A 15,261-nucleotide genomic window follows, 5' to 3' on the forward strand; every position below is an offset into this window, starting at 1 on the left:
CGTGGTGTCCGTAGATCTGGTGGTCATCAGCCGTGCAGTCCGCACTCGGTCTTGCCGCGCCCGGCCCAGCGGCCGGCCCGGACGTCCTCGCCCTCCGCGACCCGGCGGGTGCAGGGGGCGCAGCCGACGGAGGTGTAACCGTCCATCAGCAGCGGGTTGGTCAGGACCCCGTGCTCGGCGACGTACGCGTCCACGTCGTCCTGGGTCCAGCGGGCGATCGGCGAGACCTTGACCTTCTGCCGCTTGTCGTCCCAGCCGACCACCGGGGTGTTCGCCCGGGTGGGGGACTCGTCGCGGCGCAGGCCCGTCGCCCACGCCTCGTACGCGGTCAGGCCCTCTTCGAGGGGCTTGACCTTGCGCAGGGCGCAGCACAGGTCCGGGTCGCGGTCGTGCAGCTTCGGCCCGTACTCGGCGTCCTGTTCGGCGACCGTCTGGCGCGGGGTGAGGGTGATGACCTTGACGTCCATCACGGCCTCGACCGCGTCGCGGGTGCCGATGGTCTCCTCGAAGTGGTAGCCGGTGTCGAGGAACACCACGTCCACGCCGGGGAAGGCGCGGGAGGCGAGGTGGGCGACCACCGCGTCCTCCATGGAGGAGGTGACGCAGAACTTCGGGCCGAAGGTCTCCGCGGCCCAGGTGAGGACCTCCAGGGCGGAGGCGTCCTCGAGCTCCCGGCCCGCCCGCTCGGCGAGTTCCTTCAGTTCCGTGAGACGCGTGTCTTGAACGGTGGTCATATCTCGTCCCCTCCAGCGGATTCGGTCCGAACACCCCGGGCCAGCAGCCCGAGGTACTTCAGCTGGAAGGCTCGGTTGCAGGCCCTGCATTCCCAGGCGCCGTGGCCCGTCTCGTGGGGAAACAGGTCCTCGTCGCCGCAGTACGGGCAGTAGAACGGTGCGGCGCGCTCGCTCATGAGAGGCTCTCGTCGCTCGCGCGGCCGACCCAGGCGGCGAAGCGCTCGCCGTCCTCGCGCTCCTCCTCGAAGCGCTTGACGACCCGCTCGACGTAGTCGGGCAGTCCGGCCGAGGTGACCTTGAGGCCGCGGACCTTGCGGCCGAAGCCGGCCTCCAGGCCCAGGGCACCGCCCAGGTGGACCTGGTAGCCCTCGACCTGGTTGCCCTCGTCGTCCAGGACCAGCTGGCCCTTGAGACCGATGTCCGCCACCTGGATACGGGCGCAGGCGTTCGGGCAGCCGTTGATGTTGATGGTGAGCGGCTCGGCGAAGTCCGGCAGGCGGCGCTCCAGTTCGTCGATCAGGGACGCGCCGCGGCCCTTGGTCTCGACGATGGCCAGCTTGCAGAACTCGATGCCGGTGCAGGCCATCGTGCCGCGCCGGAACGGGGACGGCTTGACCCGCAGGTCCAGCGCCTCCAGCGCCCCGACGAGGGAGTCGACCTTGTCGGCCTCGATGTCGAGGACGATCATCTTCTGCTCGGCGGTGGTGCGCAGGCGGCCGGAGCCGTGCTGCTCGGCGATGTCCGCGATCTTGGTCAGGGTGGCGCCGTCGACACGGCCGACGCGGGGCGCGAAGCCGACGTAGAACTTGCCGTCCTGCTGCTGGTGCACGCCGACGTGGTCGCGCCACTGGCCGCTGGGCTGCTCGGGCGCGGGGCCGTCGGACAGCTTGCGCTTCAGGTACTCGTCCTCCAGGACCTGGCGGAACTTGGCCGCGCCCCAGTCGGCGACGAGGAACTTCAGGCGGGCGCGGGTGCGCAGGCGCCGGTAGCCGTAGTCGCGGAAGATCGAGATGACGCCCTCGTAGACGTCCGGGACCTCGTCGAGGGAGACCCAGGTGCCCAGGCGGACGCCCAGCTTGGGGTTGGTGGACAGGCCGCCGCCGACCCAGACGTCGAAGCCGGGGCCGTGCTCCGGGTGGTTCACGCCGACGAAGGCGATGTCGTTGATCTCGTGCGCCACGTCGAGCAGGGGCGAGCCGGAGATCGCGGACTTGAACTTGCGGGGCAGGTTGGAGAAGTCCGGGTTGCCGACGATGCGGCGGTAGATCTCGTCGATGGCGGGGGTGCCGTCGATGATCTCGTCCTGGGCGATGCCGGCGACGGGCGAGCCGAGGATGACGCGGGGCGTGTCACCGCAGGCCTCGGTGGTGGACAGTCCGACGGCCTCCAGGCGGCGCCAGATCTCGGGGACGTCCTCGATCCGGATCCAGTGGTACTGCACGTTCTGGCGGTCGGTGAGGTCGGCGGTGCCGCGCGCGAACTCCTCGGAGATCTCGCCGACGACGCGGAGCTGCTCGGTGGTCAGCCGGCCGCCGTCGATGCGGACGCGCAGCATGAAGTACTTGTCGTCCAGCTCCTCCGGCTCCAGGATCGCGGTCTTGCCGCCGTCGATCCCGGGCTTGCGCTGGGTGTAGAGGCCCCACCAGCGCATACGGCCGCGCAGGTCGTTGGGGTCGATCGAGTCGAAGCCCGCCTTGGAGTAGATCGTCTCAATGCGCGTCCGCACGTTGAGACCGTCGTCGTCCTTCTTGAACTGCTCGTTGCCGTTGAGCGGGGTGTGGTGTCCGACGGCCCACTGGCCCTCACCGCGGTGACGGCCGGTCTTGCGGCGCGCGGCGGCTGCGGGGGCGGCTGCGGGCGTTTCGGGGGTGGCGGCCATGGCGGGTACGTCCTTCTTCAACGGCTCGAGGCAGGGCAGGGGAGCGGCGGCGCGCCCCTGTCAGGCTGGAATCTCCGAGCAGGTGTGGTCGATATCCGCCCTTTTGTCGGGGTTTCCGGCATGCGGGGGCGGTGTTCGGCCTTCAGGGGGCTTGCAGGGGGTCGACGCGTCCGCGGCGGCGGGGACGGCGGCGACGTGCGGCGGTGGCTGGTTCCGTCAGCTCGCGCGACACATGGCGCTGGACATGCGGCCGAGGTCGACGTGACGTCGACTCACCAAGGCGATTCCAGCTCCATTCATGGCCGAAGCGTGGCACGGGCCGATTGGAGGAGTCCACTACTGTCCATCATGCGGACGAACTGGTCCCGAATCATGAGACCGCGTGACGGGGGTCACGCCGCACGGGTCTTCCGTTCCCGCCCCGCCCGCACCGCCCCGGGAGCCGGGGCGGCGGGTGCGGGGCCTCGTGGAACGAAGGGGCGGGGGTGCTACGCGCCCGGCCAGGGGCCGGGGGTCGGGGTGTCCTGCTTCTCTTCCGTTTCCGTCTTGAAGACCTTGAAGCCGCGGCGCTGGTAGTTGTCCATCGCCGTAGGCCCGTCCTGGCTGCAGGTGTGGACCCACACCCGGCGGGTGGGCTCCAGCCCCGGCCACCGCTGCGCGAGGTCCCACGCGCGGGCCGTGCCCAGCGTCAGCAGGTGCCCGCCGATGCGGCGGCCCCGGAAGTCCGGCAGCAGCCCGAAGTACATGATCTCCACCACACCGTCCGGCTGCGGGTCCAGCTCGATGTACCCCGCCGGGGTGCCCCGGTCGTACGCCACCCAGGTCTCCACGCCCGGCCGGTCCAGCTGTGCCACCCACTCCGCCCGGGTCAGCGACAGCCGGTCCGTCCAGTGGATGTCCCCGCCCACCGAGGCGTACAGGAACCGGCTGAACTCCGGCGACGGGACCTCGGCCCGGGCGACGGTGATCTCCGGGCCGGGTATCGCCGCCGGTACGAGGTCGTCCGGCGAGGTCATCTCAAGGGACCAGGTGGTCAGTGTGATGGTGCTCATGCGGTTCAGGGAACCACACCCCTATCCCCAGGGGCCGCCGAGGCCCAGCCGGGCCCGGACCACCCCGGGGGCCGTGGAGTGCGGCAGCAGCGCCGCCGGGTCCTGCGGGCGGATCAGCTCCACCTCCACGTCCTCCGCGAACCGGTACGGCCGGTGGCTCAGCACCCCGGCGAGGTGGCGGCGGACCCGGGAGAGCTCGGCGCGGACCGTCACCGTGCGGGTGGGGTCGCCGAACAGCTCCTCCGCCAGCTCCGCCGCCGTCCGCCCGCGCGGGGTCTGCGCCAGCAGGAACAGCAGCTCCGCGTGGCGCGGGCTCAGCTCCTGGGACCAGCTGCCCGCCGCCCCGTACACCGTCGCCGACCAGGAGCGGGGCCGGCTCAGGTCCAGCACCACCCGGCTCGCCCCCGCGGCCGCCGAACGCTCCGCCAGGCGCAGCAGCCAGCCCCCGGGCAGCGGCTCGGCCACGCAGTCGCCCAGCTGCGGGATCCACAGCCGCCCGGGGCCCAGCGCCTTCGGCAGCTGCACCCGGTCCGCGGGCGCCAGCCCCGTCACCGCCGCCGTCCAGCCGTGCGGGTCCACGGCCACCGCCCGCCCCGGCAGCCGGGCCAGCAGCGGCGCCGCCACCGCCCGCAGCCGCTCCAGGGACTCCAGGTGGCGCACCCGCAGCTCGCGCTCGGCCAGCCGGGCCACCGAGCTGACCCAGGCCAGCGTCGCCGGGTGCATGGTGGCCAGCGGCCCGCTGACGTCGACCACGCCCAGCAGCTGCCCGTCCCGGGGGTCGTGCACGGGGGCCCCGGCGCAGGTCCAGTCGTGGTGGCTGGAGACGAAGTGCTCCGCCGAGAACACCTGCACCGGCCGCCGGGTCACCAGCGAGGTGCCCACCCCGTTCGTGCCGACCACGGCCTCGTCCCAGTCGGCGCCCACCGCGAAGCCCAGCCGGTCCGCCTTGCGCAGGATGCTGCTGTGCCCCTCCCGCCACAGCAGCCGCCCGTCGGCGTCGGCGACGACCATGATGTGCAGGGACTCGTCCAGCTCGGGCAGCAGCCCCTCGCGCAGCACGGGCAGGATCTCCCGCAGCGGCGAGACCTGCCGCCGCTCCTCGGTCTCGGCGGCCGACAGCACCCGCGAGCGCGCGTCCCGGTCCGGGTGCACCCCGCCGGCCATCATCCGCCGCCAGGACTCGGCGATCTCCGGGCGCGGGGCGGCCGGCGGGCGGTCCCCGGCCAGCGCCGCCGCCCGTACCCCCTTGAGCAGACGCGCGGCCTCCCGCGCGTCCATGGCCGAGATGCGCGCCACGTCGGCCGTGCTGCCTGCGGTGTTGGCCACCGGAACCTCCCCGTGCTGAACAGGACGTACTGCGGAAACCGCCGAGGCCGGCGCGCGTGACCCTTCCCCGGGCACGTGCGGTGGGCACCTGCGACCACCTGTCGACCGAAGGGTTGCAACGGTATGCAACTCTCGCCAACCCCCGGTCGTCCGACCGAAACTATCGGCATGCCGCAGAGCGGCGTGACAGCTCCTTCCTCGGGGCTCTTGGGATCAGGGGTGGTGCCGAGTCGGCGCGGCGCCACCCCCGTTCCCACCTGGACGGGTTCGGATCCCGGCGCTGAACGGTTCAAGGTCGCGGTGGTTTGGGGACTGCCGCGGCCCCGCGGTCCGCTGGTTTGGGGACCAACGGGGAACCGCGCGAACCGCAGCGGTCAGGGGACCGCGTTCAGCCCGCGATCCGCGCCCGTGCCACCACCGCGGCCAGGTCCAGGGTGTTCGGCAGCGTCCCGAACGCCGACCCCCAGTCGCCGCCGAGCCGCGACGCGCAGAAGGCGTCGGCCACCTGCGACGGCGCGAAGCGCACCAGCAGCGAACCCTGCAGCACCAGCGCCATCCGCTCCACCACCCGGCGCGCCCGCCCCTCGATCCCCTCCAGGTCCGCGAGCTCCGTGAACAGCTCCCTGACGGCCGCGTCGAGGCGGTGGTCGGCGCCCCGGGCCAGGCCGATCTCCCGGAGGAAGGCGTTCAGCGCCCGGGGCTCCCGCTGGAGGGCGCGCAGCACGTCCAGCGACTGGACGTTGCCCGAGCCCTCCCAGATGGAGTTCACCGGGGATTCGCGCAGCAGTCTCGGCAGTCCGGACTCCTCTACGTAGCCGTTGCCCCCCAGACACTCCAGTGCCTCCGCCACCATCGGCGTACAGCGCTTGGTCACCCAGTACTTCGCCGCGGGCACCGCCAGCCGCAGGAAGGCCCGCTCCTGCTCCGTGCCCGCGTCGGACGCCGCCGCCAGGCGCAGGGTCAGGGCGGTCGCCGCCTCCGACTCCAGCGCGAGGTCGGCGAGGACGTTGCGCATCAGCGGCTGGTCGATGAGCGGCGCTCCGAAAGCAGAGCGGTGCTCCGCATGGTGAACGGCCTGCGTCAGCGCCTGCCGCATCAACGCGGCCGAACCGGTCACGCAGTCCATCCGGGTCGCCGCGACCATCCCGATGACGGTCCGCACCCCCCGGCCCTCCTCGCCCACGCGCCGCGCCCAGGTCCCGTCGAACTCGATCTCCGCCGACGCGTTCGACCGGTTCCCCAGCTTCTCCTTCAGCCGCTGGACCGCGAACGCGTTGCGCGTCCCGTCCGGCAGCACCCGCGGCACCAGGAAACAGGTCAGCCCTCCCGGAGCCTGCGCCAGCACCAGGAAGCCGTCCGACATCGGCGCCGAACAGAACCACTTGTGCCCGGTCAGCAGGTACTCCCCGGAGGCGTCCAGCGCGACCGCCGACGTCGTGTTCGCCCGTACGTCGCTGCCCCCCTGCTTCTCCGTCATCGCCATCCCGAACAGCACCCCCGCCTTGTCCGCCGGCGGGCGCAGCCCCTCCTCGTACACGTGCGCGGTCAGCAGCGGCTCCCACTGGGCGGCCAGCTCCGGATCCGCGCGCAGCGCCGGCACCGCCGCGTGCGTCATCGACACCGGGCAGCCGTGCCCCGCCTCCGCCTGCGACCACACGAAGAAGCCCGCCGTCCGCCGCAGGTGCCCCGACGGCCGCCCCCAGGCGTCGGTCAGCCCCGCGCCCACCGCGTGCCCCAGCAGCCGGTGCCACGCCGGGTGGAACTCCACCTCGTCGATCCGGTGCCCGTAGCGGTCGTGCGTCCGCAGCACCGGCGGGTTCCCGTCCGCCTCCCGGGCCCACCGCTGGGCCTGCGCCGACCCGGCGGCGCGCCCCAGATCGGTGAGCTCCCGCCGCACCTCGTCCCGGACGCCGGGAGCCGCGTCGGCGAGGTGCCGCTCCACCCCCTCGGTCAGGGCCCGGTCGCCGAGGTAGACCTCGTACCCGACGAGCGGCGGGGCCTGGTTGCTGACTGTGTGGGTGGTGGCTGCCATGCGGCTACGGTAAGGACGTGCAGCCAGCAAAAGAAACACCCGAAGGGACCCCGGCACGGCCCGGCAGGCTCCACCGGGCCCGCGTCCTCTACCGCAACGTCTCCAAGCGCAAGATGGGCTGGCTGCTCCTCAAGGACACGGTCAACTCGTGCATCGAGTACCGGATCCTCGGGCTCGCCGCCGAAGCCGCCTTCTTCACCCTCCTGTCCCTGCCCCCGCTCTTCCTCGGCCTGCTGGGCCTGCTCGGCTACGTGGACGGCTGGACCAACACCCAGTCCGTGGCCAGCATCGAGGAGAACATCCTGCGCGCCGTCGGCACCGTCCTGTCCGACCGGGGCGTCAACGACATCGCCCGGCCGATGCTCGACGACGTCACCCGCGAGGGCCGCCCCGACCTGATCTCCCTCGGCTTCGCCTTCGCCCTGTGGTCCGGCTCCCGCGCCGTCAACGTCTTCATCGACACCATCACCGTCATGTACGGGCTCGACGGACAGCGCGGCATCGTCAAGACCCGGCTGCTCGCCTTCCTCCTCTACGTCGTCGCCCTGGTGATCGGCGCGATCGTGCTGCCGCTGATGGTCGTCGGCCCCGACGCCGTCGTCCGGCTGGTGCCCTGGAGCACCGAGGTGATCGCCGTCCTGTACTGGCCGGTGGTCACCCTGCTCTCCATCGCCTTCCTGACCACGCTGTACCACGTCTCCGTCCCCGTCCGCTCGCCCTGGATCGAGGACGTCCCCGGCGCGCTCGTCGCCCTCGCCATGTGGGTGCTCGGCTCGTTCCTGCTGCGGATCTACCTCACCAACACGGTGGAGGGCCCGACCATCTACGGGTCCCTGGCCGCCCCGGTGGCCGTCCTGCTGTGGATCGGCATCTCGGCCTTCGCGGTGCTCGTCGGCGCCGCCGTCAACGCCGCCATCGACCGCGTGTGGCCCTCGGTGGCCACCGCCGCCGCCCGCGAGGCCAACGAACGCGTCCGCGAGGCCGAGGCCGCCCAGCTCGTCGCCCGGGCCGCCGCCTGGCGGGCCCTGGCCGAGGGGGAGTCCGAGGACGACGAGGACGCCGGGATGCCCTCCGAGTTCCCCGAACGCTGGTCGAACTTCCTGCCCCCCGACGACTACACCTCCCGCCTGCGCAAACACTGACCACGGGCCCCGGCCTACGCCGGGGGCGTGTACCGGCCCTCTCCACCCCCGGGTGGAGGGGGAACCTCCACCCGGGATCCACCCCGGCGCCGATCACAGGGACGCGGCCCGTTCCTAGCGTGGGGGCATGGACATCGCACGTGTTCTCGTCATCGCGCTGGTCGTCGCCGTCGTCCTCGTACGCAGGTTCGGCGGACGGCCCGTCAAGGACCAGGAGCGCCTCTGGGTGCTGCCCGCGATCCTCGCCGCCGCCGGTGTGGCCGAGGGCGGACTGGTCGCCCCCGCCCACCCGGTGCCCGGCGTCCTGCTGCTCGCCGCCGGGGTCGCCGCCGCCTTCGCCACCGGCCACCTCATGGGCCGCGCCATGACCCTGTGGCGGGAGCCCGACGGCACCCTCTGGGCCAAGGGCAACCGCACCGTCCTCGCCCTGCTCGGGCTCTCCCTCGCCACCCGGGCCGGCCTCGCCCTCCTCGGCCTCGCCGTGGGCGTCCCCGTTACGAACGGCGCCCTCCTCATCACCCTCGCGAGCTGGATCCTGGCCCAGGGCCTGGCCCTGGCCGCCCGCTCCCACAAGGTCCCCGCAGCGGCCTGAAGGCCCCCTTCCGATGCACTCCGCGACCGGCGGACCGGCCTGGCTAGAGTGGGCCGGGATGTCCCTGTCACGCGCCCTGCCCACGCTCACGAACACCCACGTCAGGACGGCCGTCCAGGCGGCGCTGCTCGTCTGGTTCGTGCACGGCCTGCTCACGCCCCCGCCCGGCGCCCCCGCCCTCGCGTGCGCCCTGGCGGGCCTCGCCCTGACCGTCCTCGGCGCCGCCCTCCTCGACGGCCGCCCCCGCGCCGGGGCGTGGACCCTCGGCGCCGCCCTGGTCGCCGCGGGCGCCACCGGCCTGCTGGCGCCCGCCACCCCCTGGGTGGTCCTCGTCTTCACCGTGTGCGGCTTCGCCGCCGCCCGCCTCGGGGCGCTCCCCGCCGGCTCCCTCCTCGCCGCCGGGTCGGCCGCGGCCGCCGCCGTCACCCTGCTGCGCTCCCGCGACCCCGTCGAACTCTGGAACGTCGTCGGCCTCTGCGGGATGTTCGCCTACGTCCGGGCCGGCCGCTCCCGGCGCGCCGCCGCCGAGTCCGAGCGGCAGCGCGCCCTGCTGGCCGAGCGGGCGCACGTGGCCCGGGAGGTCCACGACATCCTCGCGCACTCCCTCTCCGCCCAGGTCATCCACCTGGAGAGCGCCCGGCTGACCCTGGCGGCCGGCCGCTACGAGGAGGCCGGGGTCCTGGTCGAACGGGCCCGCGCCCTCGCCAAGGGCGGGCTGGAGGAGACCCGCCGGGCCGTCGCCGTGCTGCGCGGCGACGCCCCCGCCCCGCGGGAGGCCCTCGCCGCCCTCGCCGAGGAGTACCGCCGCACCACCGGCGCCGGGTGCGCCCTCACCGTCGCGGCCGGGCCGCTCCCGCTGCCGCCCGAGGCGGCCCTCGCCGTCGTCCGCACCGCGCAGGAGGCCCTGACCAACGCCCGCAAGCACGCCGCCGGGGCCGACGTGGAGATGACCCTCTCCTGCGCCGGCGGCCGCTACGAGCTGTGCGTCACCGACTCCGGCGGCGCCGGACCCGCCCCGCACGCCGCCACCGGCGGCGGATACGGCCTGGTCGGGATGGCCGAACGGGCCGAACTCATCGGCGCCTCCCTCGACGCCGGGCCGTACGGCCCCGGCTTCCGCGTCCGTCTGGAAGGACCCCTCGCACCGTGACCGACACCCGGCCCCCGATCCGCGTGGTCGTGGCCGACGACCAGACCGTCGTACGGGAAGGGCTCGTCCTGCTGCTGGGACTGCTGCCCGGCACCGAGGTGGTCGCCGCGGCCGCCGACGGCGCCGAGGCCGTCCGGCTCGTCGCCGCACACGCCCCCGACGTGGTCCTGATGGACCTGCGCATGCCCCGCATGGACGGCGTGGAGGCCACCCGGCTGATCACCGGCAAGCACCCCGGCACCGGGGTCGTCGTCCTCACCACCTACAGCGACGACACCTCCGTCCTGGACGCCCTCAAGGCCGGCGCCCGCGGCTACCTCACCAAGGACGCCGACGCGGCGGAGATCGCCCGCGCCCTGGCCGCCGTGCGCGACGGCGCCACCAGCCTCGGCCCCGCGGCCCAGGAGCGGCTCGTCGCGGCCCTCGCCGGACCGCAGCCGAAGCCCCGGGGGGACTCCCTGCCCGACGGCCTGACGGTGCGTGAGGGCGAGGTGCTCGCGCTGATCGCCGAGGGGCGCTCCAACTCCGAGATCGCCCGGCGGCTCACCATCGGCGAATCCACCGTCAAGACGCACATCAACAACCTCTTCGCCAAGACCGGGGTCCGCGACCGCGCCCAGGCCGTGCGCTACGCCTACCGCCACGGGCTGGCGACCCCGGCCGACTGACGCCGGTTTAATTCGGTGGTGCGGCCCGAGAGGGCCGCGTTATGGTTCCGGAGACGGAAAGCGCGGGACCCAACCGCCTTCCGGGAGAGCCGAGTCGGCTCGTCGAGGACCCAGCAGGAGGTGAGAACGCCGATGACTGTCACGGTGACGGGCGCTGCCCGCGTTCAGGAGTTCATCTTTGTTTCCGCCCCCGTGGTCTCCGGCTGACCTCACACCTCTCCGCGCGCCGCCGTGCGCGCCCTGCCGGGGCCACCCTGTGAAGGGTTCCCCTTGACTCTCTCCTCCTCCCTTTCCGTACGCCCGCACGCCCTCGCCGCCTACGGCTGGGACGAGGCCTGGGCCGCCGAGTTCGCCCCGTACGCCGCCGAAGGACTCCTTCCCGGCCGGGTCGTCCGCGTCGACCGGGGCCAGTGCGACGTCATGACCGAGGACGGCGTGGTCCGCGCCGACACCGCCTTCGTGACCCCCCACGACCCGCTCCGGGTCATCTGCACGGGCGACTGGGCCGCCGTCGAGGCGACCGGCAACCCGCGCTACGTGAAGTCCTACCTGCCGCGGCGCACCGCCTTCGTGCGGTCCACCTCCTCGCAGCGGTCCGAGGGGCAGATCCTCGCCGCCAACGTCGACCACGCGATCATCGCGGTCTCGCTGGCCGTCGAGCTCGACCTCGGCCGGATCGAACGCTTCCTCGCCCTGGCGTGGGAGTCGGGCGCCCAGCCGCTGGTCGTGCTGACCAAGGCCGACCTGGTCCCGGACCCGGACACGCTCGCCTACCTCGTCCGCGACGTGGAGACCACCGCGCCCGGCGTCCAGGTCCTCACCGTCTCCTCCCACACGGGGGAGGGCACGGACGTCCTCGCGGCGGTCGTGTCCGGTGGGACCAGCGTCCTCCTCGGGATCTCCGGCGCGGGCAAGTCCACCCTGGCCAACGCCCTGCTCGGCGAGGACGTCATGGACGTCCAGGCGACCCGCGACGTCGACGGCAAGGGCCGCCACACCACCACCACCCGCAACCTGCTCGCCCTCCCGGGCGGGGGCGTCCTGATCGACACCCCGGGACTGCGGGGCGTCGGCCTCTTCGACGCGGAGGCGGGGGTGGGACAGGTGTTCTCGGAGATCGAGGACCTCGCCGCCGACTGCCGCTTCCACGACTGCGCGCACGAGGCGGAGCCGGGCTGCGCCGTCCTCGCGGCGGCGGCCGACGGGACGCTCCCGGAGCGCCGTCTGGAGAGCTACCGCAAGCTGCTGCGCGAGAACCAGCGCATCGTGGCCAAGACGGACGCCCGCCTGAGGGCGGAGATCCGCCGCGACTGGCGCGCCAAGTCCGCGGAGGGCCGCGCCAACCACGCCGCCAAGCGGGGCGGCCGCGCCTGACCCGCGGCTACTCCCCGGGGGCGCCGCCCCCGGACCCCGGCGGGGCTGTGCACGGCCCCGCCGGGGTGTGAGGCGCGGGCGCGCAGCGCCCGTGCGGGGTCAGGGGCGGAGTCCCCGGCAAGCCCGCGGTCAGGCGGACGTGAACAGCAGGGCGGCGTTGTGCCCGCCGAAGCCGAACGCGTTCGCCAGCGCCGCGGGCACGGGCATGCGGCGGGCGGCGCCCGCGACCACGTCCAGTCCGATCCCCGGGTCCTGGGACTCCAGGTTGCGGGTCGGCGGGACCACCCCCTCGTGCACGGCCATGACCGCCACGAGGGCCCCCAGCGCGCCCGCCGCCCCGAACAGGTGCCCCGTCATGGACTTGGTCGCGGTCACGGCCGCGTGCGTGCCGACCGCCTCCGCGACCGACCGGGCCTCCACCAGGTCGCCCGCCTGCGTCGACGTCGCGTGCGCGTGGACGAGCGCGACGTCGGCCGGGCCGAGCCCGGCCGAGGCCAGCGCGGTCCGGATCGCGCGCACCTGCCCCGGCGCGTGCGCGGCGGTGATGTGGTGGGCGTCCGAGGTCACCCCGGCCCCCGCCAGCCGTGCGTACACCCGGGCCCCGCGGGCCGCCGCGAACTCCGCCCGCTCCAGGACGAGCAGCCCCGCGCCCTCGCCGATGACGAACCCGTCGCGGCCGGTGTCGAAGGGGCGGGAGGCCGCCCCGGGGGCGTCGTTGCGCGTCGAGTGCGCCCTGGCCTGAGCGAACCCGGCCAGCGGCAGCGGGTGCACACAGGCTTCCGTGCCGCCGGCGACCACCACGTCGGCCCGGCCGAGCCGGATCAGGTCCAGGGCGAGCGCCAGGGCCTCCCCGCCGGAGGCGCAGGCGCTGACCGGGGTGTGCGCCCCGCCGCGCGCGCCGAGCTCGATGGACACCCAGGCCGCCGGGCCGTTGGCCATCAGCATCGGCACGGTGTGCGGGGAGACCTTGCGAACCCCGGACGCCTCCAGCACGTCGTCCTGCCCGAGCAGGGTCAGCGCCCCGCCGGTGCCGGTGCCGATCACCACGGCGAGCCGTTCCGGCTCCACCTCCGGCCGTCCCGCGTCGGCCCACGCCTCGCGGGCGGCGACCAGAGCGAACTGCTCGCACCGGTCCAAGCGCCGCGCCCGCACCCGGTCCAGCACCTCGGCCGGGTCCCGCCGCACCCGCCCGGCGATGCGCACGGGGAGCGACGCGGCCCACTCCTCCTCGATGGCGCGGATCCCGTTCTCGCCGCGCAGCATCGCCTGCCAGGTCGTCCCCGCGTCGCCGCCGAGCGGGGTGACGGCCCCCAGGCCGGTGACGCAGACCCCGCTGATGTCCTTGCCCATGACGGATCCCCCTTGTGGTCATCCAACAGCCGGTCGGGCTGCCTGATCACCACTGTGTCAAGGCGGAGTGCGGGTCATGAGCGGGACGATCAATCGATTCACGATCATGACTTTGTAGGGTTCGGCCATGGTGGTGGTCAGCTCACGAGGGCCGTGACCGCCCACGCCGCGACCACCGTCAGGCAGGCCGTCAGCTCCACCAGCACGCTCGTCCCCACCGCCCGCATCACCGCCCGCACCGAGGCCACCGCCTCCGCGTGCGAACCCAGCCGCCGCCGCTCGTACAGGTAGATCCCGCCCACGAACCCCGGGACCGCCCCCACCACCGGGAGCAGCACGAAGCCGGCCAGCGCCCCGGCCCCGGCGTACCGCACCATCCGGCGCGTCACCCCCACCCCGCGCAGCCGCCGCGGCGGCAGGCACCCCTTGACCAGCTGGACGACCAGCAGCAGCGCCGTCGCCCCGGCCAGCAGGCCCCAGGCCGGTGCCGTCCGCTCGTGCAGCGTCCACGACAGCAGCCCGGCCCACACCAGCCAGGTCCCCGGCACCCCGGGCACCAGCACCCCCACCAACCCGAGCAGCATGACCAGCCCCACCAGGAACAGCTGAGGCAGACCCATGCGCCCAGCGTGCCCGAGGCGGTGCTACCGGGCCACCCAGCCCCGTTCGTACGCGTGCCAGCCCAGCTGGAGCCGGGTGGTCACCCCGGCCAGCTCCATCAGCCCCTTCACCCGCCGCTGGACCGTGCGCAGGCCCAGCTCCAGGTGCTTGGCCACGCTCGAGTCCGTCATCCCGGCCAGCAGCAGGGTGAGGATCTCCAGGTCGGTGGTGTCCGGCACCCCGCCCGACTCCTCCGGCGCCCCGGTCGTCCCCAGCCGGAGCGGGACGGCGTCGTGCCAGACCGCCTCGAACAGCCCCAGCAGGGATTCCAGCAGCCCCGAGGCGTGCACGACGAGCGCCGCCGGCTCCGCGCCGCGCGCCGTCAGCGGCACCATGGCGAGGGCGCGGTCCGCGATGACCAGGCTGGTGGGCACCCGGCCCGTCACCCGCACCCCCGCGCCCCGCACCAGCGCCGTCGACGCCTCCCGGATGCCGGTGGGCAGGCCCAGCACGTCCCGCTCGATGACCACCCGGTAGGCGACGCCGCGCACGGCGGCCTCCTCCTCCGTCGGCTCGTTCTCCATGCCCGAGACGACCAGCGGGCGGGCGCTGGACAGCGAGCACACCTCGCGCACCGCGCCGAGCTGGATCTGGTGGAAGCGGTGCGCGACCGCGCTGGCGCCCGTCACCACCTCCACCAGGTCGTGCACCACCGCGTCCCGGGGCTCCGCCCGGTACTCCCGCGCCAGCAGCTCCGCGGCCCGCTCGGCCTGCTCCAGCTCCTGCCGCTGGCGGGTGAGGAGCGCGCCCAGGGCCACCTCCGGCGGGGCCGCCACCCAGCGGCCGGGACGGGCCGGGGAGCGGGCCGCCAGCCCCTGCCGCTCCAGGCGCCGCAGGGTCCGCTCCGTCTGCGGCACGGGCAGCGTCAGCCGGCGGGCCAGGTCCGCCGCCTCGGCCGCGCCCAGCGCGACCAGCGCGCGGTACGCCGACTCCTGCCCCTCGTCCAGGCCTATGGCACCCAGCACCCCGTCCACCCCACTCTCCGAGCCGTTCCGGGCCATCTTCGCCGCACGCCCGGCCCGTTTGCCAAGGTGACGCCCCCGGACCGGGGGACCTTTTCGTGCATTCGGGGTTTTCCGCCGCCCGGTGCGGCCGACAATGAGGGCATGAGTCAGCAGGGCGCGCAGGACTGGTGGCAGAAGCTGTACGAGGACCCGGGCGCGGAGCCCGGACCCGACCCGGGGGACACGCTGGACCAGCGCTTCCGCTCGGCGTCGGTCCTGGTCGGCGACGACGGCCCGGCGCCGCCCGGGACCGGGCCCGAGCCCCCGCGGCTCCCCGGCCCCCGTGCGGCGGGGGCCC

The 15,261-nt window shown here is 74.3% G+C and carries 15 protein-coding genes and 1 pseudogene; 6 read left to right on the top strand and 10 right to left on the bottom strand.

The window, feature by feature from the left end; translation table 11 throughout:
- Positions 1-26 precede the first annotated feature (26 nt).
- The 7 genes from ACFVXK_RS30545 to ACFVXK_RS30575 form a co-directional block, all read right to left on the bottom strand.
- Complete coding sequence (locus ACFVXK_RS30545) at positions 27-734, bottom strand: phosphoadenylyl-sulfate reductase (protein ID WP_389617854.1); 708 nt, start codon at positions 732-734, stop codon at positions 27-29.
- Positions 731-910 carry a hypothetical protein gene (locus ACFVXK_RS30550; RefSeq protein ID WP_355969574.1) on the bottom strand — a complete coding sequence of 60 codons (180 nt, stop codon included), beginning with the start codon at positions 908-910 and terminating at the stop codon, positions 731-733. The genes ACFVXK_RS30545 and ACFVXK_RS30550 overlap by 4 nt, the downstream gene beginning before the upstream one ends.
- Positions 907-2,613 (bottom strand): nitrite/sulfite reductase, encoded by a 1,707-nt coding sequence (locus ACFVXK_RS30555; protein ID WP_389617858.1) that lies wholly within the window; start codon positions 2,611-2,613, stop codon positions 907-909. Before ACFVXK_RS30555 ends, ACFVXK_RS30550 begins: the two co-directional genes overlap by 4 nt.
- 216 nt (positions 2,614-2,829) lie before the next feature.
- Entirely contained in the window at positions 2,830-2,913 is an 84-nt protein-coding gene (locus ACFVXK_RS30560) for a putative leader peptide (protein ID WP_358899165.1), read from the bottom strand.
- 188 nt (positions 2,914-3,101) lie between these two features.
- Complete coding sequence (locus ACFVXK_RS30565) at positions 3,102-3,665, bottom strand: GNAT family N-acetyltransferase (protein WP_389617861.1); 564 nt, start codon at positions 3,663-3,665, stop codon at positions 3,102-3,104.
- Between the two features lie 21 nt (positions 3,666-3,686).
- Positions 3,687-4,943 carry a GAF domain-containing protein gene (locus ACFVXK_RS30570; protein WP_389617885.1) on the bottom strand — a complete coding sequence of 419 codons (1,257 nt, stop codon included), beginning with the start codon at positions 4,941-4,943 and terminating at the stop codon, positions 3,687-3,689.
- A 436-nt stretch (positions 4,944-5,379) separates the two neighbouring features.
- Positions 5,380-7,023 (bottom strand): acyl-CoA dehydrogenase family protein, encoded by a 1,644-nt coding sequence (locus tag ACFVXK_RS30575; RefSeq protein WP_389617864.1) that lies wholly within the window; start codon positions 7,021-7,023, stop codon positions 5,380-5,382.
- A gap of 17 nt (positions 7,024-7,040) precedes the next feature.
- On the opposite strand from ACFVXK_RS30575, the gene ACFVXK_RS30580 reads away from it, so the two are divergent.
- From ACFVXK_RS30580 to rsgA, 5 genes are all read left to right on the top strand, one after another.
- A complete protein-coding gene (locus ACFVXK_RS30580; protein ID WP_358899149.1) occupies positions 7,041-8,165 on the top strand; it encodes a YihY/virulence factor BrkB family protein in 1,125 nt (374 codons plus the stop codon).
- 127 nt (positions 8,166-8,292) lie between these two features.
- Complete coding sequence (locus ACFVXK_RS30585; protein ID WP_389617867.1) at positions 8,293-8,757, top strand: hypothetical protein; 465 nt, start codon at positions 8,293-8,295, stop codon at positions 8,755-8,757.
- 58 nt (positions 8,758-8,815) lie between these two features.
- Positions 8,816-9,907, top strand: a complete 1,092-nt coding sequence (locus ACFVXK_RS30590) for a sensor histidine kinase (protein WP_389617870.1) — start codon at positions 8,816-8,818, stop codon at positions 9,905-9,907.
- A complete protein-coding gene (locus ACFVXK_RS30595) occupies positions 9,904-10,575 on the top strand; it encodes a response regulator (protein ID WP_389617873.1) in 672 nt (223 codons plus the stop codon). The genes ACFVXK_RS30590 and ACFVXK_RS30595 overlap by 4 nt, the downstream gene beginning before the upstream one ends.
- A 270-nt stretch (positions 10,576-10,845) precedes the next feature.
- Positions 10,846-11,949 (top strand): ribosome small subunit-dependent GTPase A, encoded by a 1,104-nt coding sequence (rsgA, locus tag ACFVXK_RS30600; protein ID WP_389617876.1) that lies wholly within the window; start codon positions 10,846-10,848, stop codon positions 11,947-11,949.
- A 129-nt stretch (positions 11,950-12,078) separates the two neighbouring features.
- On the opposite strand, the gene ACFVXK_RS30605 is transcribed toward rsgA, so the two are convergent.
- The 3 genes from ACFVXK_RS30605 to ACFVXK_RS30615 form a co-directional block, all read right to left on the bottom strand.
- Positions 12,079-13,299 (bottom strand): beta-ketoacyl-[acyl-carrier-protein] synthase family protein, encoded by a 1,221-nt coding sequence (locus tag ACFVXK_RS30605; protein ID WP_389617879.1) that lies wholly within the window; start codon positions 13,297-13,299, stop codon positions 12,079-12,081.
- Between the two features lie 137 nt (positions 13,300-13,436).
- Positions 13,437-13,919 carry a DUF456 domain-containing protein gene (locus tag ACFVXK_RS30610; protein WP_389617882.1) on the bottom strand — a complete coding sequence of 161 codons (483 nt, stop codon included), beginning with the start codon at positions 13,917-13,919 and terminating at the stop codon, positions 13,437-13,439.
- A 24-nt stretch (positions 13,920-13,943) separates the two neighbouring features.
- The gene (locus ACFVXK_RS30615; protein ID WP_389617888.1) at positions 13,944-14,924 is read right to left on the bottom strand and encodes a helix-turn-helix domain-containing protein; all 981 of its coding nucleotides are present in this window, start codon (positions 14,922-14,924) and stop codon (positions 13,944-13,946) included.
- 141 nt (positions 14,925-15,065) lie between these two features.
- Here ACFVXK_RS30615 and ACFVXK_RS30620 point away from each other — a divergent pair.
- Positions 15,066-15,261: pseudogene (locus ACFVXK_RS30620) on the top strand (cell division protein); the annotation flags it as partial.

Origin of the sequence: Streptomyces sp. NPDC058157 (assembly GCF_042884105.1) — a bacterium.
Classification (GTDB): Bacteria; Actinomycetota; Actinomycetes; order Streptomycetales; family Streptomycetaceae; genus Streptomyces.

Bases quoted from the DNA above. Each gene is read 5' to 3' on its own strand.
- ACFVXK_RS30545 (WP_389617854.1), bottom strand. From the start codon at position 734: ATGACCACCGTTCAAGACACGCGTCTCACGGAACTGAAGGAACTCGCC.
- ACFVXK_RS30550 (WP_355969574.1), bottom strand. From the start codon at position 910: ATGAGCGAGCGCGCCGCACCGTTCTACTGCCCGTACTGCGGCGACGAG.
- ACFVXK_RS30555 (WP_389617858.1), bottom strand. From the start codon at position 2,613: ATGGCCGCCACCCCCGAAACGCCCGCAGCCGCCCCCGCAGCCGCCGCG.
- ACFVXK_RS30560 (WP_358899165.1), bottom strand. From the start codon at position 2,913: ATGAATGGAGCTGGAATCGCCTTGGTGAGTCGACGTCACGTCGACCTC.
- ACFVXK_RS30565 (WP_389617861.1), bottom strand. From the start codon at position 3,665: ATGAGCACCATCACACTGACCACCTGGTCCCTTGAGATGACCTCGCCG.
- ACFVXK_RS30570 (WP_389617885.1), bottom strand. From the start codon at position 4,943: ATGGACGCGCGGGAGGCCGCGCGTCTGCTCAAGGGGGTACGGGCGGCG.
- ACFVXK_RS30575 (WP_389617864.1), bottom strand. From the start codon at position 7,023: ATGGCAGCCACCACCCACACAGTCAGCAACCAGGCCCCGCCGCTCGTC.
- ACFVXK_RS30585 (WP_389617867.1), top strand. From the start codon at position 8,293: ATGGACATCGCACGTGTTCTCGTCATCGCGCTGGTCGTCGCCGTCGTC.
- ACFVXK_RS30590 (WP_389617870.1), top strand. From the start codon at position 8,816: ATGTCCCTGTCACGCGCCCTGCCCACGCTCACGAACACCCACGTCAGG.
- ACFVXK_RS30605 (WP_389617879.1), bottom strand. From the start codon at position 13,299: ATGGGCAAGGACATCAGCGGGGTCTGCGTCACCGGCCTGGGGGCCGTC.
- ACFVXK_RS30610 (WP_389617882.1), bottom strand. From the start codon at position 13,919: ATGGGTCTGCCTCAGCTGTTCCTGGTGGGGCTGGTCATGCTGCTCGGG.